The following is a 23,203-nucleotide window of genomic DNA, read 5'->3' as shown; positions in this document are numbered from 1 at the left end:
TCAAAAATGTACCCTGCGCCGCTCGGTCCCTACGGCCATGAGAATACCGAATCCCGCCATTAAGGTAATCAGTGAGGTTCCACCGTAACTGATTATTGGTAAGGGTACCCCCACCACTGGCAACAATCCCGTAACCATACCAATGTTTACAAACACATAGACAAAAAAAGTGAGGGTAATACTCCCCGCCAGCAGGCGCCCAAATAGATGTTGCGCCATAAAGCTAATATAGATGCCGCGGGCGATCACCAGTACATAGAGTAAAAGCAGTAACAGAACACCTCGCATCCCCCACTCCTCAGCCAACACCGCGATAATGAAGTCGGTATGGCTCTCCGGCAGAAAGTCCAGCTGCGATTGGGTGCCCTGCAAATAGCCTTTGCCATACACCCCCCCGGAACCTATGGCGGCTTTGGAATTGAAAATGTTCCAGCCAGCACCAAAGCGATCATCATGAGGATTCAGAAGTGTCAGGATACGCTGGCGCTGGTAGTCCCTGAGCCCCCACTGCCAGATTGGCCAAGCGGAAACCAGCAAGCCCATGGCCGCCGCTCCGATCATCTTCCAGCTCAACCCGGCCAAATAGAGCGCGAACAGGCCGGAAGCGGCGATCAGGATAGAGGTCCCTAAATCTGGCTGGCGCACAATTAAAGCGGCTGGAACCGCCACGATGGCCAGAGCCCCAATGACAGTCACAAGGGACGGGGGCTGGGCGCGCTGGTGCAGGAAAGCCGCCACCATCATCGGCACTCCCAACTTCATCACCTCCGAAGGCTGAAAGCGGAAGCCGGCAATCTCCAGCCAACGTTGGGCGCCCTTGGCACCGGTGCCAAAGAGCAACACCCCCACCAGCAGAGCGCAGCCGCCCAGATAGGCCCAGGGAGACCAGCGCCGATAAAAATCCAACGGAATCTGCGCGACAATAAACATGCCGGTGAACGCCAGGCACATAAATATAGACTGGCGCCGCACGTAGTTCATATCGCCGCCAGAAGCACTGTAGAGCACCCCCAGCCCCACAGAGGCAAGCACCAATAAAAGCACCAGCAGTGGCACATCAATGTGTAGGCGCCTCGCCAGACTCACCGGCTTTCGGAGACTGCCGTGAGCATCGGACAGCCGGTGAGAAAAATCGCGGCTAGCCATTATCCACCCCTTTGCTCAATCTGGTTTTCTGTGCCGTATTCTCTTGGGTGTCTGGTCGTGGCACCCACTCGGCAAATAATTCCCGCGCCACAGGCGCCGCCACGCCGCCACCGGCTTCACCATTCTCGACCAAGACCGCTACAGCAATACGCGGTTTATCCACAGGAGCAAAGGCGACAAACAGGGCGTGATCGCGGTGGCGCTCCTGAAGAGCCTCTGAGTCGTAACGGGCACCCTGGGCTATACCCACCACCTGGGCGGTGCCGGATTTTCCAGCGACACGAAAGTTCAGGTCTTTACCCGCGCGTTTGCCCGTGCCATAGCTGCGATTGACCACCGCCTCCATGCCCTCGAACACCAGGTCCCAATTATCAGGGTGCGCCTCCAGGTTATGCAGAATTTCCGCCGGCTGTTCGACCCCGTTGATGGTTTTCACCATTTGCGGGCGATAGTGGGTACCGCGATTGGCAATGGTAGCGGTCATCACCGCCAGCTGCAGTGGCGTCGCCAGGACAAACCCCTGCCCCAGCACGGCGTTCAGACTATCGCCAGGGAACCAGGGCATACCCCGCGCACCGCGCTTCCAATCCCGCGAGGGGAAGAGGCCGGAGCGTTCCATCGGCAGATCGATACCGGTCTTGGAACCCAGGCCGAAGTGAGCGGCCATATCGTGCATGCCATCAATATCCCAGCGGTGAGCCATATCCCAGAAATAGACGTCGCAGCTCTGCGCCATAGCCTGAATCAGATCCACCTTTTCTCCATGGCCCCAGCGCACATGGTCGCGGTATAGACGTGGATCATTTGGCAGCTTATAGAATCCCGGATCCTTAATTTTGGTTTCACGGGTGATCAGTCCAGCCTCGAGCCCGCCTAACCCCATCAGCGGCTTCAGGGTCGAACCCGGCGGGTATTGGCCCTGTACCGCACGGTTAAATAGCGGCACATCAAGGGAATCACTCAGGGCGCGATAATCAGCAAAGCTGATTCCGGTTACAAACAGGTTGGGGTCGAAGGAGGGCTTGCTGACGAAGGCCAGCACCCCACCGGTGTTCACATCGATGGCGACAACTGCACCGCGGCGATCGCCCAGGGCATCCGAGGCCACCTGTTGCAGGTGTGCATCCAGATGCAGGGTAAGGTCAGCACCGGGCTTGGGGTCCTGGCGCTCCAATACCCTCAATACTCGCCCGCGTGCATTGATCTCCACATTTTCATAACCTACTTCGCCGAGCAGGGTTTTCTCATAGGAGCGCTCCAGTCCCACCTTGCCGATACTGCGGGTGCCGCGATAGAGGCGCACGTCCTCTTTAGTGAAATTACTCAGGTCGCGATCACTGATACGCCCCACGTAACCAACACTGTGGGCAAACAGGTCTCCCAGGGCGTAGTAGCGCACCAACTCGGCCTCCACGGAAACTCCGGGCATGCGAAACTGGTTCACGCTGATCCGTGCGATTTCCTCCTCACTCAGACGAAACCTCAGGGGCACCGGTTCAAATGGACGGCGGCGACGCAAGCGTTTGCGAAATTTGGCCACATCGCCGTCACCCAGACGGACCAGGTGGCCGACCAGTTCGAGGGTTGCGTCCAGGTCTTTCACCCGTTCACGCACAATAGAAAGGTTATAACTGGCGCGGTTATCCGCGAGCAATATACCGTTGCGATCGTAAATCAGCCCGCGAGTTGGAGCGACGGGGCGTACCTGAATACGGTTATCATCGGATTGGGTGCGGTAGTCATCGTAATCAACCACCTGCAAATTATAAAAACGCGCAATCAGAACCCCTAGCAACGCGATGACACCAACAATGGCCACCAACATGCGGTTGCGAAACAGTCGCTGCTCCGTGTGGGGGTCCTTGAGGTGATGATCGTGGGGCATTGGCGTTTTTTAAACGATTATGACTGGCGCGGGAAAAAACTAATTCGGACTACATTACCACAGCGAACGCACGGAGAGAGAATTCCAGTTGGCAAATCTCTCCGCACTTGGTCGCAAATGACTTATTTGTGATAAGGGTGGCCGGCAAGCAGGGTCCAGGCGCGATAAATTTGCTCGGCCAAAACCACACGTACCAGAGGGTGCGGCAGGGTCAAAGGTGACAGAGACCAGCGCTGGCGCGCCCTGCTCAGGCAGTCCTGCGAAAGCCCGTCTGGGCCACCAATCAACAGGCTGACATTTTCCCCCAGCAGCTGCCAGTCGCGCAGCTGGTCGGACAATTGCTCTGTACTCCAAGGCTTGCCCTTAACATCCAGCGCCACCACATGATCGCGCGGGCCGAGAGCAGCGAGCATGGCCTCGCCCTCTTTCTTGCGCGCTTTATCAATCAGTGCCGCAGAGCTTTTCTGACCCCGCTGCCCCAGGGGAATCTCCACCATTTCCAGAGCAATTTCACGGGGCAGACGCTTGGCGTATTCGGCATAACCCTCCTGGACCCATGCCGGCATTTTGCCTCCGGCGGCGAGGATGCGAATCTTCACTTAATCAACCCTGATGGGGATCGCTACCATCCGCCTCGTCACGGGTATTTGGAGTCATAGACCAGAGTTTTTCCAAGTCGTAGAAATTGCGCACATCCGCGAGCATTACATGCACTACCAGATCCCCATAATCCACCAGTACCCACTCGCCCTGCTCTTTGCCCTCAACACCAATCGGACGCACACCCTCTTTCTTGAGTTCGTCCACCACATTTTCCGCCAGCGATTTTACCTGGCGGCTGGAGGTACCGGTGCAGATCACCAGGTTATCCATCACATCAGAAAATTCGGAAACATCCAGAGCGACAATGTCTTTGCCTTTCAGATCTTCCAGAGCATTTAGCGCGATATCTTTAATATTTGTCATAACACCTTGATTCATTACGGGTCACCAGTGGCAACCGATTCTGTGTAGAGTTGATGGTCTTCAATGTATTGCAACACCGTTGCTGGCAGTAAGAAACGCGGAGACTGGCCGCTGCCCAGCAACTGGCGAATCTGTGTAGCAGAAATTGGCAGCAGGGTTTGCTCGCGCAAGACCAGGCGGCCTGAGGCATATTCATGTAAATCGGCCAGGGTGCCGCGATGCTGCTGCAGCAATTTCGCTAGCTCGGCATTGCCAGTGGCTGCACTCGCTTCCGGCAAGTGCCAGCCGGGTCTGGTCACAACGACCAGGTGAGCCAGCTCCAACAGGCGTTGCCAACGATGCCAGCGATGCAAGGTCAACAAGGAGTCAGTACCCATACAGAAACTGATGGACACTTGTGGCCCCAATTCCTCACGCAGCGCTTCGAGGGTATCTACCGTATAAGTGTCGCCACCGCGCTGCAGTTCCCGCTCATCCAGCTGCAATTCATCACAACCCGCCAATGCCAGTGCCAACATTTCACTGCGCTGGCGTGAGGAAACTCCCGGACTCTGACGGTGGCGAGGCTGATGGCTGGGTAGCAGACGCATCTCATCGAAACCCAGGGCCTGGCGCAGCTCTAGCGCCATGCGCAGATGGCCGAAATGCACCGGGTCGAAAGTGCCGCCGAATAAGGCGATGGTCTGCCGCTTAGTTGCCAAAATTACCTCTTTACTGGCTGCCGGGTCCGAAAAACTATCGGCGGATATGCCCGTCACCGAGCACAATCCACTTTTGCGAGGTGAGTCCTTCGAGCCCCACCGGTCCTCGGGCGTGGATTTTATCAGTACTGATACCGATTTCCGCCCCCAGGCCGTATTCAAACCCGTCGGCAAAGCGCGTGGAGGCATTAATAATCACCGAGCTGGCATCCACCTCGGCAAGAAAGCGACGACTGCGACTGTAATCCTGAGTCACAATAGCCTCGGTGTGGCCAGAGCCATAGCGGGCAATATGATCCATTGCGCCATCCATATCCGCCACGACACGGATAGCGAGAATGGGCGCAAGGTACTCCTCACTCCAGTCGCTGTCACTGGCTACGTTAATCTGTGGCAATATCTCTCTGCTGCGTTCACACCCGCGCAATTCTACGCCTTTCAGCGTATAGGCCTCAGCCAAGCGCGGCAGAATTTTCCCGGCAATTGCCTCGGCCACCAACAGCGTTTCCATAGCGTTACAAACGCCGTAGCGGTGGGTCTTGGCATTCAAGGCGATCTCAAAGGCCTTCTGCTCGTCAGCCAGGTCATCGATATAGACGTGACAAACGCCGTGCAGGTGTTTGATCACCGGCACACTGGCTTCGCGGCTGACCCTTTCGATCAAGCCGGTGCCACCACGTGGCACTATGACATCCACATAATCGGGCATGGTGATCAGGGCGCCCACTGCAGCGCGGTCGCTAGTATCCACTACCTGTACAGCCGTTTGTGGCAAGCCGGCCTCGCGCAGCCCTGCACTGATGCAGGCGGCGATAGCCCGGTTGGACTGCAACGCCTCACTACCGCCACGTAAAATAGTCGCATTACCGGATTTCAGGCAGAGACTGGCCGCATCGATAGTCACATTAGGACGGGACTCGTAAATAATGCCCACTACTCCCAGGGGCACACGCATCTTACCCACCTGAATTCCACTGGGGCGATAGCACAAATCCTCAATTTCCCCCACCGGGTCCGGTAGGTCGGCCACCTGTATCAGCCCTTCGATCATACCGTCGATGCGCTCATCATTGAGTTCCAATCGGTCGAGCAGTGCCGCATCCAGACCGCGCTCGCGTCCGGCCTGCATATCAGCCGCATTGGCCTTGGCCAGTTCGATCCGATTGGCTTCCAACTCGGCAGCAATTGCTGCAAGGGCACGGTTCTTGACCTCAGTATCTGCGCGCGCCATTGTGCGAGAAGCTTCTCTAGCGGCTCGCCCCATCTGTTCGAGTTTGTCGCGGGTAGATTGCTGATCAGTGCTGGCTGTCGTGGTCACTTGGCTCTCCGTGCGAAATCCGGTCGGCCGCGCAGTATAACCCAGCAGCCGGGGGTTTAAACGGCATAAATGGATTCCTACTGCTGGGTTACTCCCTGCTCCAACGATCCAGGTTCTCAGCAATATTGGCGAGACGGGCCAAGGGGTCTTCCAGGGCCAGCAAATCCACTCTCGCTTTATCCTCAAGGGGTAACAACTGGGCCAGTTGCCAGGACAGGGCATCGGCGGAGTCGACATTATCGAACTTGAGTGAAAGATCCTTGGCACGCTCCTTTAACTCTTCCAGCACTGCCATTAGGCCATCGCAATCTGCAGGTATCGGCCGGGGGGCATTATCCGGCAACCACTCAACATCCCCCAGCAACAGGCCGTCTTCAGCCCGCTCGGTGTGACTGATGCGGAAGCGCCGCCGCCCGACTACCTGCACATGCAGCAAGCCCTCCTCTCCCTGACTCCAATCGACAATATGCACATAGACCCCAAGGGGCCAAACCGAGGCGTTGCCCACCTCGCCGCCAGAGCGAATCAAAACAACACCAAAGCCGCTCTCATTTTTCAGAGATTCGCTAACCAAATGCAGATAACGCTGTTCAAAGATACGCAGAGGTAGCGCAACACCTGGATAGAGGGGCACGCTCAGGGGAAAAAGGGGGATCTGTTGCAAAATGCTCTCTCGTTGGGTGGGTTGAAGTACTAAAGATACCACTGCCAACAGGATCACCGAGATTTCTGGCGAGGCCTTTAAGCGCCAATCCAATTGTTTGAGTGCAATATTCCACGGAATCCCGGTAATTGTCGGTGGCAAGCACGACCCACAGCCATTAAGCTGCTGCGGTTTATTAACGAATGGAGACTATTCATGCCTAAAGCAACAGCCCGCCATATCCTGGTACAGACCGAAGACAAGTGCCTGGAACTGAAAGATCAGATCGAAAATGGCGCCGATTTCGGCAAAATCGCGGAGCAGTTCTCCCAATGCCCTTCCGGCCGTTCCGGCGGTGACCTGGGTGAGTTCAGCAAGGGTATGATGGTGCCGGAGTTCGACAAGGTCGTTTTCTCTGAGGAACTGAACAAGGTACACGGCCCGGTAAAAACTCAGTTTGGTTACCACCTTCTGGAAATCACCAGCCGCCAGGATTAATTCTCCGCGAATTAATCTGCTAATAAAAAGCCGGGCAATTGCCCGGCTTTTTATTGCTAACTCTAAAAAATATTCCCTCAGGCCTTGGCTGCCCCCTCTGGAATTTCCACCTCACTTCTATCTACAGAACCGGCACCCAGAGGTTTGAATATCACCAATAACAATGGCAACAAAGTCAGTGAGCCCAGCAGTGCCGCGGACATGGCCGAGGCGGTCAAGAGGCCAAAGTAAATAGAAGGCACAAATTTGGACAGCGCCAGGATCGAGAAGCCGGCAATAATGGTGATCGCCGTGTAGAACATGGCGCGACCGATAGTTGCATGGCTGCGATGCATGGTAGCCAGGTAATTGCCGTCTTTGGCAAACTCGGCGCGGAAGCGGTACAGATAGTGAATCGCGTGATCCACCCCAATACCCACGGTAATCGCCGCAATGGTGATGGTCATCATATCCAATGGAATACCGGCGAGCCCCATACCACCGAGTACCACACAGGCCGCCAGCATATTCGGTACCAGCGCGATAATGGCAATCGACAGAGAACGGAACAACACCAGGAACATTAACAGGATGCCCACAAATACCGCCCCCAGGGTCAGGATTTGGGACTTAAACAAGCTCTGCAGCATATTGTTGTAGAGCACCAGCAGTCCTGTCTGGTGGATGTTTTCCGGCGCTATACCCATTTCATTATGCGCGTAATCGTAAATGCGCTCGATCAATTCGCCACGGCGCAGATTCGGATCAGTCTCCATCACCCGCAGGGTAATGCGGGCCTGATTGTTCTCAACCGAGAGATAGGGATCTACCAATACGCCGCGAATTTCCGGCGGCAGGCTGGTATTGGCCACCGCCAACTCAAAGTCATTGAGCTGGCCACCTTTCAAGTCACGAGCCACTTTGTACAGAGTGGCGAGGGACTGCACCTTGCCGATCTCTGGCTGTTCCTCCAGGTAATCGTGCAACTGTTCCAAGGTATTGAGACCAGCTACGGTGAACCAATAACTCTGTTCCTGAGACTCCTCTTCTCCGCCGAAAGGGTCATCTGAGGCAAAGGGATCTTCCTCTACCGCAAACGGATCTTCCTCCACTTCCATGGCAAAAGGATCTTCCTCACCTTCGAAGGCAGGCTCCTCTTCCACAGGCTTGTCGAGGATAATATCCAGGGTCACAGTGCCGCCCAGGCGGCGGTCAATCACCAGCATACCCTGGTAAATTTCGGTGGAATCATCGAAGTAATCGATAAAGCGGTTTTCCACTTTAAGCTGCAGCATTCCCGCCACACTGATCACCGCAGCGGCCAGGGACACCCCCAACACCACAAACTTATGGCGCTCGGCAAAGCTAGAGAAACGCAGGGTAAATGCATGGGAATTATCCGCACTCACTTTGCCCTGGCGCTTGGGCAGGATCATCAGAAAACTGGGGATAATCAGGAAGGACAACATCAGGGCTAGAGTTACCCCCATCGTCATCATCCAACCAAAGTCGATAACCGGGCGAATACCACTCACCACCAGCGATACAAACGCAACGATAGTGGTCAGGGCCGTGTACAGACAGGGCTTGGCCATAAACCGCACAGTCTGCAGCACCAGTGTTTCACGGCTCCAGTCGGGGTTTTGCGCAATATATTCGCGGTAACGCACCGCCAGGTGGATGGTGATCGCCAGGGTAATAATCAGCAGCAGCGCGACAAAGTTTGCGGAAATCACAGTCATGCGCCAGTCGAGCCAGCTGAGCAGGCCCAGGATCGTCACTGCGGTGGTGACACAGGTGAGCAGCGGTAACAGCACCCAACGGGGCTGACGGAAGATCAGCAACAGAGTCAGAATAATGAAGACGAGGATGCCCACACCAAACACTACCAGATCACTTTTGATAAAAGTGATCATGTCCGAAGTGATCATGGTCACACCGCCGAGGAACAACTCTGCCTCGCCTTTGTAACCGGCGAGAATCCCCCGCACCTCATCAACTCGCGCCCGCGCTTCCAACTCCTGAGCAGTGCGGTGCTCCAAATAGACGGCACTCACCTCTTCCAAGCGCGCAGCCTCTTCCGGGCTCAGGCCCTCACTATTGCGCTTGCGGCGCAGGGCATCGCGCTCGCGTACCAATTCTATACCGTGGCTATCCAGCGTCAGATTGGCGAGCAGTGCGGTGGTCTGGCCATCCGGGCTCAGAATCAATTCGCGGTAAATAGGGCTGGAGAGAAACTCCTGTCGGGCCAGGTCTCGATCAGTATCTGCCTGGGACAGAGTGCGAATCTCATCGGTGATATCGGTTAAAGACAGTTTGGGGCTGTACAGCAAAGGGACATCGAGGATGGTCTGTACACTGGAAACGCCATCTACTCCGGCCAGCTCATCGCGTAACTTGGCCAGAGCTTGTAGAGATTTATCGCTAAACAGGTCGCCATCCTTATAGCGATAGGTGACCACCAGGAAGTCCCCGCTAGCGTAGCGCTCGGCGATCTCACGAAAATAATCCAGGGACTCATCGGCCTCCAGGGTGAGGGAGTCCGCCGAGGCATCGATCTTGAAGCGGGGCAAGCCCATCGCTGCCAGCAGGGTGAGCAGGCCGATAACTACCAACACAGCCAGTGGCCGCTTGGTTACCAGGTATTCATACGAGTTCTTGAAAGCTGACAGCATAGGTTTTTGCTTCTATCCAATAAATCAGTGGGCCGCAGTACGGCGCATATTTTGATCGCCCCGGCAGTGCTGGTGCAAATACAAAATTTGCGTTTACACGGCGCTATTGGAAATATTTTCAGGGAGTATCGATATGTCCCAGATCGCGCTCGGGAAACAATAGGTCCCGCACGCGCCGCTTGAGTTCCTTTGCTCCGGGAAAACCGCCATCGCGCTTGCGCTCCCAGATCAAATTTTCACCAATGCGGATTTCGAATACTCCTCCAGTTCCGGGTTGTAATGCAACCTGTTGTAGGTCATCCGCAAAAGTGTGAAGCAACTCCTGGGCCATCCAGGTAGCCCGCAACATCCAATTGCACTGCACACAGTAGTGGATGGTTATGCTCGCTTTCACTATTTTTTATCTCCCTGTGACCTACTCACCCCAAGCCGGCAACAACTTTTGTTCCACGCCCAACTGATCGAGCAGTCTCGCCACCACAAAATCGACTATGTCTTCGACCGTGCGCGGCTTCTGATAAAAACCGGGGCTGGCCGGCAGAATCATCGCGCCCATGCGGGTGAGTTTGAGCATATTTTCCAGGTGAATCTCCGAGTAAGGCGCCTCGCGCGGAACCAAAATCAACTGGCGGCGCTCCTTCAACGCCACATCCGCAGCGCGCTCAATCAGATTATTGGAAGCTCCACAGGCAACGGCCGACAAAGTGCCACCGCTGGCCGGGCAGATCACCATGCTGGCCGACGCTCCAGTGCCGGATGCCACCGGCGAAAACCAGTCGCGCTTGCCAAACAATTTCAACTGGCCCTCCTGCGCGCCGAAGCGATCGGCGAGAAAAGCCTGCAGTGTGTCATCGTCGCCCTCCGGCAGTTGCAGGTCGGTCTCTGTATTGATCACTACCTGGGCCGCCTCAGACATCAACAGCCAGACGCGCACGCCAGAAGCGAGCAGGCACTGCAACAAACGCAGGCCGTATTGGGCCCCGGAAGCCCCAGTCATGGCCAGGGTAACGGTTTTATTAAATGTGGCTTGCTGCAAGATCACTTCCCCGATCACTAAAGTGCTGACTCTTTTCAGGTCGAATAGTTATATTTTTGCTCCAGGGCTCCAATCAAACGCTGATGGATACCACCGAAGCCGCCGTTACTCATCACCACGATATGACTGCCCTCACCGGCGAGCTGCAGTGCCGATTCCACACCATTCTCGATAGTGTCAAAAATCTTGGCCGGCACCGGAGAGTGGTGAGTAACTTCATTCAGCGACCAATTCATCCCTTGGGGCTGATACCACAACACCATATCCGCACCGCTACAGGCACTGGCCAACTGGCCCTGATGCACGCCCATACGCATGGTGTTGGAACGGGGTTCAATCAAGGCGATGATCTTGTCCTTGCCCACTTTGGCCCTGAGGCCCGTAAGCGTGGATTCGATCGCAGTTGGGTGGTGGGCAAAATCATCGTAAACGCGGATACCAGCCACTTCGCCCAGGCATTCCATACGGCGCTTTACGCCCTGAAAACGTCCGAGTGCGGTGGCACTTAGCTCAGGTACCACGCCCACATGACGAGCTGCAGCCATAGCGGCAAGACCATTGCGCACATTGTGCATACCGGTGAGATCCCACTCCACACGCGCCACTTTGGCACCCTCGAACAGCACACTAAAGCTGCTGCCATCCGCGGCAATATTCACCGCTCGCCAGTCGCCGGCACTGATTCCCGGCTGATCCTCACTGGCAAAGCGCTGAACTTCACTCCAGCAACCCTGCTGCAATACCTGCTCCACATTATCTTCTGCGGCGCTGACAATCAGGCCGTTGCCGGGCACCGTGCGAACTAGATGATGAAACTGCCGCTGGATCGCCGCCAAATCGTCGAAGATATCGGCGTGATCGAACTCCAGGTTGTTGATAATCACTGTGCGTGGGCGGTAATGCACAAACTTAGAGCGCTTATCGAAGAAGGCAGTATCGTATTCGTCCGCCTCCACCACAAAGAAAGGGGAATCCCCCAAGCGCGCAGACACTCCAAAGTTGCCTGGCACCCCCCCGATCAGGAAGCCCGGTTGCATATCCGCCGCTTCCAGAATCCAGGCCAACATGCTGGCAGTTGTGGTCTTGCCGTGAGTGCCCGCTACTGCCAGTACCCAGCGCCCACCGAGGAAGTGGTCACAGAGCCACTGGGCACCGGAGGTATAGGCCAGCCCCTGTTCAAGTACCGCTTCCACGGCGGGATTACCGCGGGACATGGCATTGCCGATAATGACCAGGTCTGGGGCCGGCTCCAACTGAGCCGGGTCATAGCCCTCGGTGATCTGAATACCCGCCTGCTGTAGTTGAGTGCTCATGGGGGGGTAAACATTGGCATCGCTACCGGTGACCCGGTGTCCTTCGGCCACCGCTAATTGGGCTAGGCTGCCCATAAAGGTGCCGCAAATACCGAGAATATGGATATGCATGGCGAAAATCTGTACTCCTGGGGGTTGCGGCGCAAGCTTACCACGGCAAAACAGGCCAGTAATTGCCAAATGCCCCGTTTGCCATGCAATTTACTCGCTATTCCATTAGACTCCGCCCCCGCACAGATCGGCCTCACCCCCGGTAGGGTGGTAGGAATTTTCCAGCTACGGCCGACACCCGATACGAGCTCCCGGAGTTCCCCACTGGCGCCGCCGAAGAGCGTCCGGCGGACAACCGGATCGGGTCACTTCCCAAGATCTCTATGAAAACAGGATAACCATGTCGAAGAAGAACGCCTTTTACGCGCAGTCCGGTGGTGTGACTGCCGTAATCAATGCCTCCGCCTGCGGCGTAATAGAAGCTGCCCGTGAAAACCAGGACAAAATTGGTAAAGTCTATGCGGGGCTGAACGGCATCCTCGGCGCACTGCGTGAGGAACTGATCGACGTGAGCCAGGAAAGTGTGGAAGACATCGCCGCACTGCGTCACACCCCCTCCGGCGCCTTTGGCTCCTGCCGCTACAAGCTGAAGAGCCTGGAAGAGAACCGCGCAGAGTACGAGCGCCTGATCGAAGTATTCAAGGCCCACGATATCGGCTACTTCTTCTATAACGGCGGCGGCGACTCCGCTGACACCTGCCTGAAAGTCTCGCAGCTGTCTGAGACCATGGGTTACCCAATTCAGGCCATCCATATTCCCAAAACGGTCGACAACGATCTGCCGCTAACCGACAACTGCCCCGGCTTCGGCTCCGTAGCCAAATACGTTGCGGTTTCCACCAAGGAAGCGGCCATGGACGTAGCCTCCATGTGCGCCACCTCCACCAAGGTCTTTATCCTCGAAGTGATGGGTCGTCACGCGGGTTGGATTGCCGCTGCCGGCGCCCTGGCCCAGGAAGAGGAAGGCGATGCACCACATATTATCCTGTTCCCAGAAGTGGCCTTCGATAAAGAGAAGTTCTTGGCCAAGGTGCAAAAGACCGTGGACGAGAAAGGCTACTGCGTAATCGTCGCCTCCGAGGGCGCCCAGTACGAAGACGGCACCTTCCTCGCCGATGCCGGCACTACCGACGCCTTCGGTCACAAGCAGCTGGGCGGTGTGGCACCAACCCTCGCCAATATGATCAAAAGCGAGCTGGGCCTGAAATACCACTGGGCACTGGCCGACTACCTGCAACGCGCCGCCCGCCATATCGCCTCCGCCACCGATGTGGAGCAGGCCTACGCCGTCGGTCGCGCCGCCGTGGAAATGGCGGCAGCCGGCAAAAACGCCATTATGCCGGCAATTATTCGTGCAGAAGGTGAAGAGTACAGCTGGTCTATCGCGGAAGCGCCATTGTCTGAAGTGGCCAACGTCGAAAAATTTATGCCGAAAGAATATATTAGCGAGGACGGCTTCGGCATTACCGATGCGGGACGCGAGTACCTGTTACCGTTAATTCAGGGCGAGGACTACCCACCCTACAAAAACGGCGTACCCCAGTATGCGAAATTAAAAAAGCAGCTGGTGGAAAAGAAGCTGGATACTGAGTTTAAGGTGTAATCTTAAAACTCTTTCATCCAGATTTTAAAAAGCCCCCGAATAAAACCGGGGGCTTTTTTATTGAATATTGTTTAAGCGCTTGTTATTGCTACTCTACATCCAATCAAAATAAAAAATTATTACTATACAATTTAGCTAAATGAAACGTCTGTTCCTGATTTAGCTCTTACTATCTTCAACTCTGACTGCCTGGAGCTGAAATGCCACCAGATCCCCCTTTATTCTCATTTTAAAATCTCAAATATCTTATTGACACCACCAACTTGCCACTAAAGCCAGAAAAAACCATCACCCTAAACCCCCTAAAATTACCGCTAAAAATATCTAACAAGATGCTCTTTTCTTTGTGGTAACTTTATATTTTCTCACATCTCAACCAACCCCTAGCATGTAGACACAACCCACTCAAAAAAATCAGCCACAACCGCAGAAATCGCCGCTCCAGCTCACCCACCAAACAAAAATAAAATCAAAAATCCTGAAAATTGCAAAAATACACCCTTCCTTTTGGTACAGAATTCTTAAAGAAACATCCAAATAGCAAGTGGCACAAAAGTACAAAATTTTCAATTCTCGAAAACATATTCTATAGAAGCCCGCCAATTAAAAATTTTTTTTTGGAAATATAAAAATTATAGAAAGTAATATTTGAATTCCTATAGATTCAAACTGCATAATCAGGCGCCAAAGATAACCGGTTAAAAGTTATGAACAGAAAAATTATAAAGATCTCCCTAATTGCCTTACTCCTATCCGGTTGTAGCGGTGGCGGATCTGGTAGCAGTAGCACCGGCGATACTGCTGAAAAAAATCCACCGGTAGCAAGTACCCCTTCAACAGGAGACGGTACTCCACCGGCAACAGAAGATCCCTCAAATGGAGGTGACACCTCTATTGCACCAGAGCAAGTAAAGCTAATTGCTTTAAGTTTTGAGGCAATAAAGAAGTTCCGCTTCGCGTGGATTGATGCTGAAAATGCCAGCCACTATCATTTACTGGAAAACCCCGATGGGGTCTCCGGTTTTAGACGGGTTGCTGAATATATTCCCCAAGGTAATGAATCCCTAACACTCAAGCTAGAAACAGCACTCTATTCCCGAACTAATGCGCAATATATTCTACAGGCCTGCAACGGTGAGGGATCTCAAGAAAGATGTAGTGATTCAACGATACTTTCTGTTGACGATTTTTTACTGACCGGAAGCATTGGCTATTTCAAAGCGAGTAATACAGATGCCCACGATGATTTCGGCAAAGCAATCAGCCTTAGTGCTGATGGCCAGACCCTAGCAATAGGGGCACCTAGAGAGGATAGTAACACCACAGGTGTTAATGGAGATGGAAGCAATAATGATGCAGATGAATCCGGTGCGGTGTATATATTTACTCGCAGTGAAAGCGGCTGGCAACAGCAGGCCTACCTTAAAGCCAACAACAATAGAAAGTGGGAGTATTTTGGTTCAGAACTCAGTCTGAATGCCGATGGCCAGACTCTCGCAGTAGGTACTGATAGTGGTGTTTATATCTTCGCCCGCAATGAAGATGACTGGCAGCAACAAGCCTACCTTAAGGCCAGTGATACAGATGCCTCTGAAAACTTCGGTGATTCACTCAGCTTTAGTAGCGATGGCCAAACTTTAGCTGTTGGGGCTTCAAGAGAGGATAGCGGAGCAGTCTATATCTTCACCCGAGATAAAGGCACCTGGCAACAGCAGGCCTACATAAAGGCTAGCAATAGCGATGAAAATGACCTTTTTGGTTATACTGTCGGCCTCAGTGCCGATGGCCAGATACTCGGAGTGGGCGCACCAAATGAAAATAGCAGTGCTACCGGTATTAACAACGATCAAAGTAACAATCGTACATATAATTCTGGTGCGGTGTATATCTTCACCCGCAGTGACACCGACTGGCAACAACAGGCTTACATAAAAGCTAGTAACACTGATGAAGGTGATTATTTTGGTTCTTCACTCAGTTTAAGCGCAGACGGCAAGGTCCTGGCGATAGGAGCTACAGCTGAGAGTAGCAATGCTTCCGGTATTAATGGCGATGCAAATAACAACCAGGCAACGGGTGCTGGCGCAGCTTATATTTTTATTCGCAACAACGATACTTGGCAGCAACAGGCTTATATTAAGGCAAGTAATACAAATTCTTATGACCGATTTGGTGGATCTCTCAGTCTTAGCGCCGATGGCCAGTCTCTAGCGGTAGGAGCCATTCGGGAGGGTAGCAGTGCCATTGGCATTAATGGCGATGAAGGCGATAATAGTGCAGATTGGTCTGGTGCCGTGTATATCTTCGCTCGAAGTGAGAACAACTGGCAACAGAAGGCCTATCTAAAAGCCAGTAATACCGAAAAGGGAGACTATTTTGGTTTTGGTAATATCAGCCTCAGCGCAGATGGCCAGACCTTAGCGGTAGGGGCCTTTCAAGAAGATAGTGGCGCCACGGGCATCGGCGGCAATCAGCAAGATAATTCAGCATACTCTAGCGGAGCAGTATATATCTATTAGCGCTTAATTAGCCGATGAGAAACAAACTGAATTATCAGCTTGAGGGCTCAGCGAAAATTTCTTAGCAAAAATTAATAAGCCCCCTCGGGGGCTTTTTTATTGGTGCAACCTAAAAATTACTGTTTCTCTCCGGTATCTGACCAAACTGCAAATTCATTGCCGCTGGGCTCGGCAAAATGAAAGCGCCTTCCTCCGGGGAAAGAAAAAATAGGTTTGACCACCTTAGCACCGCACCGCTCGACTTTTTGTAACGTATCTTCCAGGTCAGAACTATAAAGTACTACCAACGCGGCACCATTCACTGCTGAGCTGTGCATATCCGCCTGGAAAAAGCCACCGTCCAAGCCTGCGCCGGAGAAAGCGGAGTACTCGGGTCCATAATCTGTAAATTCCCAGCCAAAGGCCTCAGTGAAAAAAGCCTTGGTCTTTGCCAGACTCTTAGATGGGAACTCTACATAATTAATTTTTTCATGATTATCCATACCAAACTCTCCCGATATTTTAATTTAATTCTCCCCTAACCAACGACGGGTTTCTCCGGTGTATCAACCACCCGAAAACTGCCATTGGCTAGCGCGAGGGGTTGATCGTTATGCATAATAACGGCGCGATCCATCATCAGGTCAAAATCCAACATGGCGTAAAGAACAACTCCACGTCGCCCCTGGTAGATATTTGGCCGATAAACCAGTGCTGCCATACGTACTCCCATAGGCGCATACGAGTAACTGGCTTCACATACCAGCTTGCCACCGGCAGTGATATAGCAGTTGGATTCTGACTCATAACTGACAACATAGGTGGAGAGATCAGGGAAATCCCCCACCTCGGAATAATGGGTGCCAGTCCACTCCAGGCTTAAACCTACGAGATTTTTGAATGCACACGACATAAAGGGGCGCCCCTGTAACCCAACAAGACAGAACCTAGTATGGTCCTTCTTTCTCCCAAAGGGGGCCATCAGCTTAAAAACAAATGGGGGCAATTAATTTTTTAAGGAGAGCGAAATAAAAAAGACCGCACCACCAGGGTGCGGCCATTCGCTTCTAGGGAAAAGCTATCAACTCAAAGAATCCTGGTGAAGCGACGACAGGGAATTCAAAACCCCAGCGCCAGGGCAACCAGAATATTTATTATTAATCAAAAATTGACATATATCATCGTGGCCAGGAAATTTTTACTACTTGAGAGGCGCTGTCTTCAGCGTCCTCACCATCAGTCACTGTGAGGGTAATTTCGTAATTACCCGTTTGTGCGTAGCGATGTAACGCCCAACGACCGTTGCGCTGCACTCCATCCCCAAAATCCCAGTGGTATTGCAGTTTATTATCACCGCTGTATTGGCTGCGATCTTCTACCCATACCCAACGGAAAAAGCGATGGAGTTTAAAGTTGGCCTGCAATGAAATCGCATCATCCATCACTTCAACAATCTGTTCTTGTGTGGATACCGCACCGCGATCGTCTTTTACCTGCAAACGTACCAAGTAATTACCCGGAACATCGAAAGTGTGGCTGGGATTTTGCTCGCTACTGGTTACACCGTCGCCGAAATCCCAGGACCAGCTCAACAGCTCACCATCTGCATCAGTGCTGTTATCGATAAAATTAATCAACAACCCTTCAGACTCCCAGCTGAATTCTGCCGTGGGCGCTAGGTTATCTGCACTCAGATCCAGCTCAACAATTAAGGGATCGTGATCGGATGCACGGAAGGGGCCTGTAGAGTAGAGGTTTTCCTGCTGCTCTAGGCTCTTGTGTTCAAGGTTGTAATCCAGCACTCGCGGCTCATCGGCATTGATATGCCAGTCCACAGCAGCAGTAACCAACGGAGCCAGTGAAGGGCTGGCCAGCGCATGATCCAGGTAGCCAGACTGGCCGTCATAGACATAGGAATAAGCCTGTCCCGCTCCGTACCATTCCAGCAGGTCGGTATACCCCGCCCCCTCAAGAGCCGTAATTGGATTTTCCATGGCGTAGCTGTTGAGGTCGCCCAGCACTAAAACACGGTCAATTCCAGTTCCGGTAGGGTCATTCTCAACCCAACTCACCAGGGCATCGGCAGCCTGAGTACGCAGAGCATTCCAGCAGCCCTGACCATCCCCCTGATCGCTGTTCAGGCTGCCATCATTTGGACAACTTCCCTTGGATTTAAAGTGGTTCACCACCACGGCGAGACGCTCACCAGAGGAGAGTTCGGCAAATGCCTGCAACAGCGGCTGGCGGTTACCGTCATCAAAAGGATAATCCTGCAGAGTAACGGCGCTGCCAATCGGCATAACACGGTCGCTGCGGTAAATCATGCCCACGGCGATTTCATCACTGCCCAGCTGCGTGAGATCCGGCTGCACAAACTGGTAGCTCTGTCCTGATGCTGCTGCGTTGAGCCCATTGACCAGATCCTGGATGGCACTATCGACACCGTAGCCGTCGTTTTCCAGTTCCATCAAGCCGACAATATCGGCTTCCATACGCAAGATTGCAGAAATAATTTTCTCTCTTTGGCGCCCAAATTCTTCCAAAGTATCGGCACCGCGCGAAGTGGGAAAGCCACCTCCGTTGCCGTCACCGTTGAAGTAATTCAGCACGTTAAAGCTGGCAACGCGCAGGCTGCCATCACCCGGTAAGATGGGCGCTTCATCGCGTAGATTGACCGGGGTAAATTGGGGGACTTCCACAGGGTGAACACGGTAGGCACCAAAGCCGTACCCCATCACTCCGGTAAGCCCCTCCAGAGTATCGCCACTGCGCAAGGTGTTAGAAGCGCTGAGACCCGAGGCCGGATAAGGCATTGTCTCGGGGTTTTGCACTGTGGAACCATCGTCCAGAATAATCTGGTTGAGTGCGTTGGCTTCCACTTGAGCCGCCGCTGCGGCGCCCGGCATATTATTGTGGGTGGGGATGTACAGGCGGCCGTTGGACAGGATCACTTCGCCATAGCGGCCCAGGTTGTAATGACCGTTAACGGTGAGGCTCTGTGGGAATTCAACCAGCATCCCTTCGAGCTGCTCCTGCTCTTCTACTGAGCTAAATGGCATTTGCACATTAGCGGGCGTTACCTGATAGCCGCTTCCACAAATGCTGACACCATCGATCTGATTCAACTCTGTGAAATCAAAAAACTCATCGACGATACCCCCCACGCGCACCAGGTCGCCAACTTGCACACTCACACCGAAGCCATTGTCGTGTACAAACAGTCCTTCTGAAGTCGCATCCACGCCATCCTGATCGCTGTCCTCTTCCTGTAGGAAGAAACCAGCCAGGCCGGTATTGGGATCTTGGAAATTGCCGACAACCACCGCCTCAATTTCGTGGCGCTCGCCTTCAAGCGCACTCGCGGTGCCGCTGCCCTGAATCTGGCTGATTAAGGTTGACGCATCGCCACAGGCCCCCAGCTCGATACCGCCATTACCGTCACCATCTCCATTGCCACCATCGGCGCCGTGCCAGCCCAGGTGATCAAAATTATTCAATCCCTCACTGGACCACTCCAGAGCGGGATCGAAGGTGCTGTTGCCATCGGAGCGGCCTGTCTGCACATCAAGATTGCGTACCAGTGTTTGGTTTTGTGTGCCGAGGCTGCTATTGCCCCACTGGCTGCCGGGGTCAGTACCAATTTGGCCGATCACATCAACAAAACCATTGGGACCTACAAGTGCTACTACATCGTCACCATTAAACAGGCCACTGGTATAAATCTGGTCGGCCTGATCCAGCAACACTGTATCGGCACTGCCGTGGGCCAGAACAAATACCGCACCGCTCTGCAAGGTGCCACTCAAAGCGATATTCGCTGAGGCACTATCGGAACCGTTGAAAAAGAGCTGGATTGAGTAATCGCTCAAATCAATCGCAGTTTCGCTGCCGTTAAAAATTTCCAGCGCCTTATTGTTACCACTGCCCTCGATGTATTCCGAAATAATGAGGTCGCTGGCTTGGACCTCTGCAGCCATCAGTGGAAGACCCAGGGCTGCCAGAGCAGCCAAGCCAAATTGTTTCATCGTCGTTATTCCCAGTTGCCTGATACGGATTAAGCGGCGCAAAGAGTGGCGGGGAATTCCTAAATTTCGATGAAACAAATGTTAAATTTCGGTTTCAATGTGTGGTGACTGGAAAGGCTTGGCATTTGCCGGCAGCCTAAAACCGTGTGTCCGCGATCAAGCGAAGGGTTAACGGGTCCACAGGAGGTTGAGGAAATGCCACAGCGTAGGGAGATACTCTACAATCATTTATATAAGCACTTATATAAATTCAACACTATGAAATACAGCCAGCTGGGTACTCGCCTCAGGCATTTAATCGAATTACTGGACGGCGATGTCGCAGATAGTTACCGCACCTGCGGTATTAAAAACTACAAGCCGCGTTATACACCGGTGATGCGAGCCCTTATCCATAAGAGCCCGGTCACCATCAATGAAATCGCGGCCAGTGCCGCAATCTCCCAGCCGGCGGTTAGCCAGACAGTCAGAGATATGGTCCAGCAGGGATTGTTAGAAATCCTCACCGGGGAGGATGCACGCCAGCGCAAGGTCCGCCTCAGCCGTAAAGGCCAGCGCTTACTACCAAAGCTTGAAGTCCACTGGCAAGCCACCGTTGAAGCGGAACGTTCATTAAATCGGCAACTGTCTACACCTCTAACAGCACTCGTCGAAGAGGCGATTGCCGCTCTGCAGGAACACCCCTATCTCGATCGCATTCAGCAGTGCACTGCCAAGGAGAATAAAAAACCATGAAACTGATTGCCCCCTTCAGCCTGGCCCTATGCCACACCATCTCTTCAGCGACTTACGCAAGTGACAACGATGAGGATTGCCAGTTTAATCCCACCGTAGTTATCCAATCCGCCGCCAGCGCTATTGCAGAAACTTATGTACTCGCAGACAAAGCCCAGAGTGTTTCCCTGGCGTTGTCTGAGATGGCCAGTAGCCCTGAAGCTTTGCGCCTTTGTCGGGACTCCCAAAGTTTTGCCAAGCTAATTACCGAGAAAATCCGAACACTGTCCGGAGACAAGCATTTCTATTTGGAGCCGGTAAGCCCTAACGAAGATTCCAACAACTGGATAGCACAGTGGCGGGCCGAGGCGCCCAAGAACAACTATGGTGTAAAGAAACTAGAATTATTGCCCGGTAATATTGCCTACTTCAAACTCTCTTCATTCCACACTTTTGAAAATGCCCGGCAAAGCCTGGCCGCGGCATTTACCCTGTTGCAACACAGTGACGGTCTGATATTAGACCTGCGCAATAATGGCGGTGGTGATAGTGATACAGCCACTGCCATCCTCGAATCCTTTGTGGACCCCACTAACCCCCTGCCATATGTCATTGAAACCAGAGAGAAGCAACATTCCCCTGAACGCATCAAAGAACTTCCCTGGCCAGCCTATGGCACCCAGAGACCCATGGTAGTACTGATCAATGGGCGCTCCTTCTCCGCATCAGAAAGCATCGCCTTCTCGCTGCAACAACTGGATAGAGCCACTATTATCGGTAGTGCCAGCGCCGGCGGAGCCCATATGATGGATGCGCCTCAGACCCTGCCATTTAACTTTGAAATTGGAATTCCCTCTAGTCGCCCGGTTTCGACTTTATCTAAGGAGCTGGTTAACTGGGAGGGTCGGGGGGTGAGACCGAATATTGAAAGCAGCGAGCAAGAAATTTTACAGGTGGCATTAGAGGTTCTTAAAAAATAAACTGCGTTTTAAAGCACACCTAAACTTTAAAGCAATGGAATTGTAGAACTCAACAATGCGTACCTCTTTACAACCTATAACCCAGAATAACTATGAGGCGGTCTGCGATCTGGATGTCGCCGAAGCACAGCAAGAATACGTCGCCTGCAATATGTGGTCACTGGTGGAGGCACAGTTCAATTCTGGATATGAAACCCGTGCGATTTATACGGAAGAAAAGCCCGTTGGTTTTCTTATGTGGGTGAAAGAGAGCCGTGAAAAAATTTCCATTTGGAGATTTATGGTTGACCAGAAGCAGCAGGGGAAGGGGATAGGTAGGGCAGCGCTTCAGCTAGCCCTACAAGAAATCCGGCAAACACCCAATATCGAGCAAATAGAAATCTGCTACAACCCCAAAAACCCAGTGGCTAAAGACTTTTATTCCAGTTTTGGTTTTACTGAAGTGGGTATGGATAAGGACAACGAAGATATGCTTGCCATTATCAATCTCACCAATAAAACTCCTGAAGAGGCTGATGCTATCTAAACGGGCAGGCGGGCTTAGTGCCACTCCAAACCGGTAAATCGAGATCTTCTTTATTGTCTGATGGCGCCCCTGTGCGACTCTTAAAAGAACCTTCCTCTATGGTCAGGCGCATCAGGGCCGTACCCTTGCGCTCCTGAGGGTTTGGAGCGCGCACCTGGCTCCAGCGGCCGGGCTCGATATCTTCGATAATAGATTTGAAAACCACATCAAACTCCTCTGGGTCCTGTACCCGCGCACCGCGGCAAAACAAAACTGCCGAGCGATAGTTGGCACTGTGATGAAAGGCGGATTTAGCCAGGACCCATTCGTCATAGTGGGCAAAGGAAATACACACCTGCTGCCCCGAATCCAGTAATTTCTGTAGGCGGCTTTTATTGAGCACATGAAAATACAAAAAGTCCCCATGGCGCCATACCGTCATGGGGATAACAATCACTTCACCATCCTGGGTAAAGCCAATATGCCCCAGCTTCAGCTCATCGACCAAACGATAAATATCCTCGCGGCGATAACTGGCCCTCTTGGCAGCACGGCGCACCCGGCTTTTCGCAGTTACCGGCAGTTCACTCTTTGCGGAATCTAAAACTACCATTCTTAAAAACTCCCACAACGATTTATCAACAACAGATATCGCCAATATAGGGAG

General features: G+C 53.0%; 21 protein-coding genes. 6 read left to right on the top strand and 15 right to left on the bottom strand.

From position 1 onward, the window contains the following. From rodA to ACJJI0_RS20055, 7 genes are all read right to left on the bottom strand, one after another. The gene (gene rodA, locus ACJJI0_RS20085; protein ID WP_444883940.1) at positions 1–1,146 is read right to left on the bottom strand and encodes a rod shape-determining protein RodA; all 1,146 of its coding nucleotides are present in this window, start codon (positions 1,144–1,146) and stop codon (positions 1–3) included. Beyond that, a complete protein-coding gene (gene mrdA / locus ACJJI0_RS20080; protein WP_252083123.1) occupies positions 1,139–3,031 on the bottom strand; it encodes a penicillin-binding protein 2 in 1,893 nt (630 codons plus the stop codon). The genes rodA and mrdA overlap by 8 nt, the downstream gene beginning before the upstream one ends. 122 nt (positions 3,032–3,153) lie before the next feature. Continuing rightward, a complete protein-coding gene (gene rlmH, locus ACJJI0_RS20075; RefSeq protein ID WP_444883939.1) occupies positions 3,154–3,630 on the bottom strand; it encodes a 23S rRNA (pseudouridine(1915)-N(3))-methyltransferase RlmH in 477 nt (158 codons plus the stop codon). A gap of 4 nt (positions 3,631–3,634) precedes the next feature. Beyond that, positions 3,635–4,012, bottom strand: coding sequence for a ribosome silencing factor (gene rsfS, locus ACJJI0_RS20070; RefSeq protein ID WP_252083125.1), 378 nt, complete (start codon positions 4,010–4,012; stop codon positions 3,635–3,637). Next, positions 4,012–4,755 carry a nicotinate-nucleotide adenylyltransferase gene (gene nadD, locus ACJJI0_RS20065; protein WP_444883938.1) on the bottom strand — a complete coding sequence of 248 codons (744 nt, stop codon included), beginning with the start codon at positions 4,753–4,755 and terminating at the stop codon, positions 4,012–4,014. Before nadD ends, rsfS begins: the two co-directional genes overlap by 1 nt. Further along, complete coding sequence (locus tag ACJJI0_RS20060; protein ID WP_444883937.1) at positions 4,733–6,016, bottom strand: glutamate-5-semialdehyde dehydrogenase; 1,284 nt, start codon at positions 6,014–6,016, stop codon at positions 4,733–4,735. The genes nadD and ACJJI0_RS20060 overlap by 23 nt, the downstream gene beginning before the upstream one ends. 88 nt (positions 6,017–6,104) lie before the next feature. Continuing rightward, a complete protein-coding gene (locus tag ACJJI0_RS20055; protein ID WP_252083126.1) occupies positions 6,105–6,821 on the bottom strand; it encodes an LON peptidase substrate-binding domain-containing protein in 717 nt (238 codons plus the stop codon). Between the two features lie 33 nt (positions 6,822–6,854). Here ACJJI0_RS20055 and ACJJI0_RS20050 point away from each other — a divergent pair, with 33 nt between their 5' ends. Further along, entirely contained in the window at positions 6,855–7,157 is a 303-nt protein-coding gene (locus ACJJI0_RS20050) for a peptidylprolyl isomerase (RefSeq protein ID WP_286037026.1), read from the top strand. A gap of 77 nt (positions 7,158–7,234) precedes the next feature. Here the strand turns inward: ACJJI0_RS20050 and ACJJI0_RS20045 are convergent, their stop codons facing one another. From ACJJI0_RS20045 to mpl, 4 genes are all read right to left on the bottom strand, one after another. Continuing rightward, positions 7,235–9,811 carry an efflux RND transporter permease subunit gene (locus tag ACJJI0_RS20045; RefSeq protein ID WP_252083128.1) on the bottom strand — a complete coding sequence of 859 codons (2,577 nt, stop codon included), beginning with the start codon at positions 9,809–9,811 and terminating at the stop codon, positions 7,235–7,237. Between the two features lie 118 nt (positions 9,812–9,929). After that, entirely contained in the window at positions 9,930–10,205 is a 276-nt protein-coding gene (locus ACJJI0_RS20040) for an Rdx family protein (RefSeq protein ID WP_286036977.1), read from the bottom strand. 21 nt (positions 10,206–10,226) lie between these two features. After that, the gene (locus ACJJI0_RS20035; RefSeq protein WP_435583650.1) at positions 10,227–10,853 is read right to left on the bottom strand and encodes a flavin prenyltransferase UbiX; all 627 of its coding nucleotides are present in this window, start codon (positions 10,851–10,853) and stop codon (positions 10,227–10,229) included. Positions 10,854–10,882: 29 nt separating this feature from the next. Continuing rightward, entirely contained in the window at positions 10,883–12,271 is a 1,389-nt protein-coding gene (gene mpl, locus ACJJI0_RS20030) for a UDP-N-acetylmuramate:L-alanyl-gamma-D-glutamyl-meso-diaminopimelate ligase (protein ID WP_252083129.1), read from the bottom strand. Positions 12,272–12,551: 280 nt separating this feature from the next. On the opposite strand from mpl, the gene ACJJI0_RS20025 reads away from it, so the two are divergent. Both ACJJI0_RS20025 and ACJJI0_RS20020 read left to right on the top strand, forming a co-directional pair. Next, positions 12,552–13,814 (top strand): 6-phosphofructokinase, encoded by a 1,263-nt coding sequence (locus tag ACJJI0_RS20025; protein ID WP_252083130.1) that lies wholly within the window; start codon positions 12,552–12,554, stop codon positions 13,812–13,814. A 707-nt stretch (positions 13,815–14,521) separates the two neighbouring features. Then, positions 14,522–16,333: a hypothetical protein gene (locus ACJJI0_RS20020; RefSeq protein ID WP_444883936.1), complete on the top strand. Its 1,812-nt coding sequence runs from the start codon at positions 14,522–14,524 to the stop codon at positions 16,331–16,333. A gap of 116 nt (positions 16,334–16,449) precedes the next feature. On the opposite strand, the gene ACJJI0_RS20015 is transcribed toward ACJJI0_RS20020, so the two are convergent. From ACJJI0_RS20015 to ACJJI0_RS20005, 3 genes are all read right to left on the bottom strand, one after another. Next, complete coding sequence (locus ACJJI0_RS20015; RefSeq protein WP_444883935.1) at positions 16,450–16,815, bottom strand: VOC family protein; 366 nt, start codon at positions 16,813–16,815, stop codon at positions 16,450–16,452. A 35-nt stretch (positions 16,816–16,850) separates the two neighbouring features. After that, positions 16,851–17,225: a hypothetical protein gene (locus ACJJI0_RS20010; protein ID WP_444883934.1), complete on the bottom strand. Its 375-nt coding sequence runs from the start codon at positions 17,223–17,225 to the stop codon at positions 16,851–16,853. Between the two features lie 265 nt (positions 17,226–17,490). Beyond that, the gene (locus tag ACJJI0_RS20005) at positions 17,491–20,337 is read right to left on the bottom strand and encodes an ExeM/NucH family extracellular endonuclease (protein ID WP_444883933.1); all 2,847 of its coding nucleotides are present in this window, start codon (positions 20,335–20,337) and stop codon (positions 17,491–17,493) included. A 195-nt stretch (positions 20,338–20,532) separates the two neighbouring features. Here ACJJI0_RS20005 and ACJJI0_RS20000 point away from each other — a divergent pair, with 195 nt between their 5' ends. The 3 genes from ACJJI0_RS20000 to ACJJI0_RS19990 are packed head-to-tail and all read left to right on the top strand — an operon-like array spanning position 20,533 to position 22,557. After that, the gene (locus ACJJI0_RS20000) at positions 20,533–21,072 is read left to right on the top strand and encodes a MarR family winged helix-turn-helix transcriptional regulator (RefSeq protein ID WP_444883932.1); all 540 of its coding nucleotides are present in this window, start codon (positions 20,533–20,535) and stop codon (positions 21,070–21,072) included. Next, entirely contained in the window at positions 21,069–22,031 is a 963-nt protein-coding gene (locus ACJJI0_RS19995; protein WP_444883931.1) for a S41 family peptidase, read from the top strand. Before ACJJI0_RS20000 ends, ACJJI0_RS19995 begins: the two co-directional genes overlap by 4 nt. 55 nt (positions 22,032–22,086) lie before the next feature. Then, positions 22,087–22,557: a GNAT family N-acetyltransferase gene (locus ACJJI0_RS19990; RefSeq protein WP_444883930.1), complete on the top strand. Its 471-nt coding sequence runs from the start codon at positions 22,087–22,089 to the stop codon at positions 22,555–22,557. Here the strand turns inward: ACJJI0_RS19990 and ACJJI0_RS19985 are convergent. Further along, on the bottom strand, positions 22,550–23,149 hold the full coding sequence (locus tag ACJJI0_RS19985) for a pyridoxamine 5'-phosphate oxidase family protein (RefSeq protein ID WP_444883929.1): 600 nt from the start codon (positions 23,147–23,149) through the stop codon (positions 22,550–22,552). The two genes, ACJJI0_RS19990 and ACJJI0_RS19985, sit on opposite strands and share 8 nt — an antisense overlap. Between the last annotated feature and the right edge of the window lie 54 nt (positions 23,150–23,203).

This window comes from Microbulbifer mixtoriginis (SeqCode), assembly GCF_052466695.1.
The sequence above is the reverse complement of the archived record's forward strand: the minus strand, read 5'-3'. Positions and strand labels throughout refer to the sequence as shown.

Excerpts from the sequence above, each read along its gene's own strand:
- ACJJI0_RS20020 (WP_444883936.1), top strand. The coding sequence starts at position 14,522 with ATGAACAGAAAAATTATAAAGATCTCCCTAATTGCCTTACTCCTATCC.
- mpl (WP_252083129.1), bottom strand. The coding sequence starts at position 12,271 with ATGCATATCCATATTCTCGGTATTTGCGGCACCTTTATGGGCAGCCTA.
- ACJJI0_RS19990 (WP_444883930.1), top strand. The coding sequence starts at position 22,087 with ATGCGTACCTCTTTACAACCTATAACCCAGAATAACTATGAGGCGGTC.
- rsfS (WP_252083125.1), bottom strand. The coding sequence starts at position 4,012 with ATGAATCAAGGTGTTATGACAAATATTAAAGATATCGCGCTAAATGCT.
- ACJJI0_RS19995 (WP_444883931.1), top strand. The coding sequence starts at position 21,069 with ATGAAACTGATTGCCCCCTTCAGCCTGGCCCTATGCCACACCATCTCT.
- rodA (WP_444883940.1), bottom strand. The coding sequence starts at position 1,146 with ATGGCTAGCCGCGATTTTTCTCACCGGCTGTCCGATGCTCACGGCAGT.
- ACJJI0_RS20015 (WP_444883935.1), bottom strand. The coding sequence starts at position 16,815 with ATGGATAATCATGAAAAAATTAATTATGTAGAGTTCCCATCTAAGAGT.
- mrdA (WP_252083123.1), bottom strand. The coding sequence starts at position 3,031 with ATGCCCCACGATCATCACCTCAAGGACCCCCACACGGAGCAGCGACTG.
- ACJJI0_RS20025 (WP_252083130.1), top strand. The coding sequence starts at position 12,552 with ATGTCGAAGAAGAACGCCTTTTACGCGCAGTCCGGTGGTGTGACTGCC.
- ACJJI0_RS20000 (WP_444883932.1), top strand. The coding sequence starts at position 20,533 with ATGCCACAGCGTAGGGAGATACTCTACAATCATTTATATAAGCACTTA.
- ACJJI0_RS20010 (WP_444883934.1), bottom strand. The coding sequence starts at position 17,225 with ATGTCGTGTGCATTCAAAAATCTCGTAGGTTTAAGCCTGGAGTGGACT.
- ACJJI0_RS20045 (WP_252083128.1), bottom strand. The coding sequence starts at position 9,811 with ATGCTGTCAGCTTTCAAGAACTCGTATGAATACCTGGTAACCAAGCGG.
- ACJJI0_RS20005 (WP_444883933.1), bottom strand. The coding sequence starts at position 20,337 with ATGAAACAATTTGGCTTGGCTGCTCTGGCAGCCCTGGGTCTTCCACTG.
- ACJJI0_RS19985 (WP_444883929.1), bottom strand. The coding sequence starts at position 23,149 with ATGGTAGTTTTAGATTCCGCAAAGAGTGAACTGCCGGTAACTGCGAAA.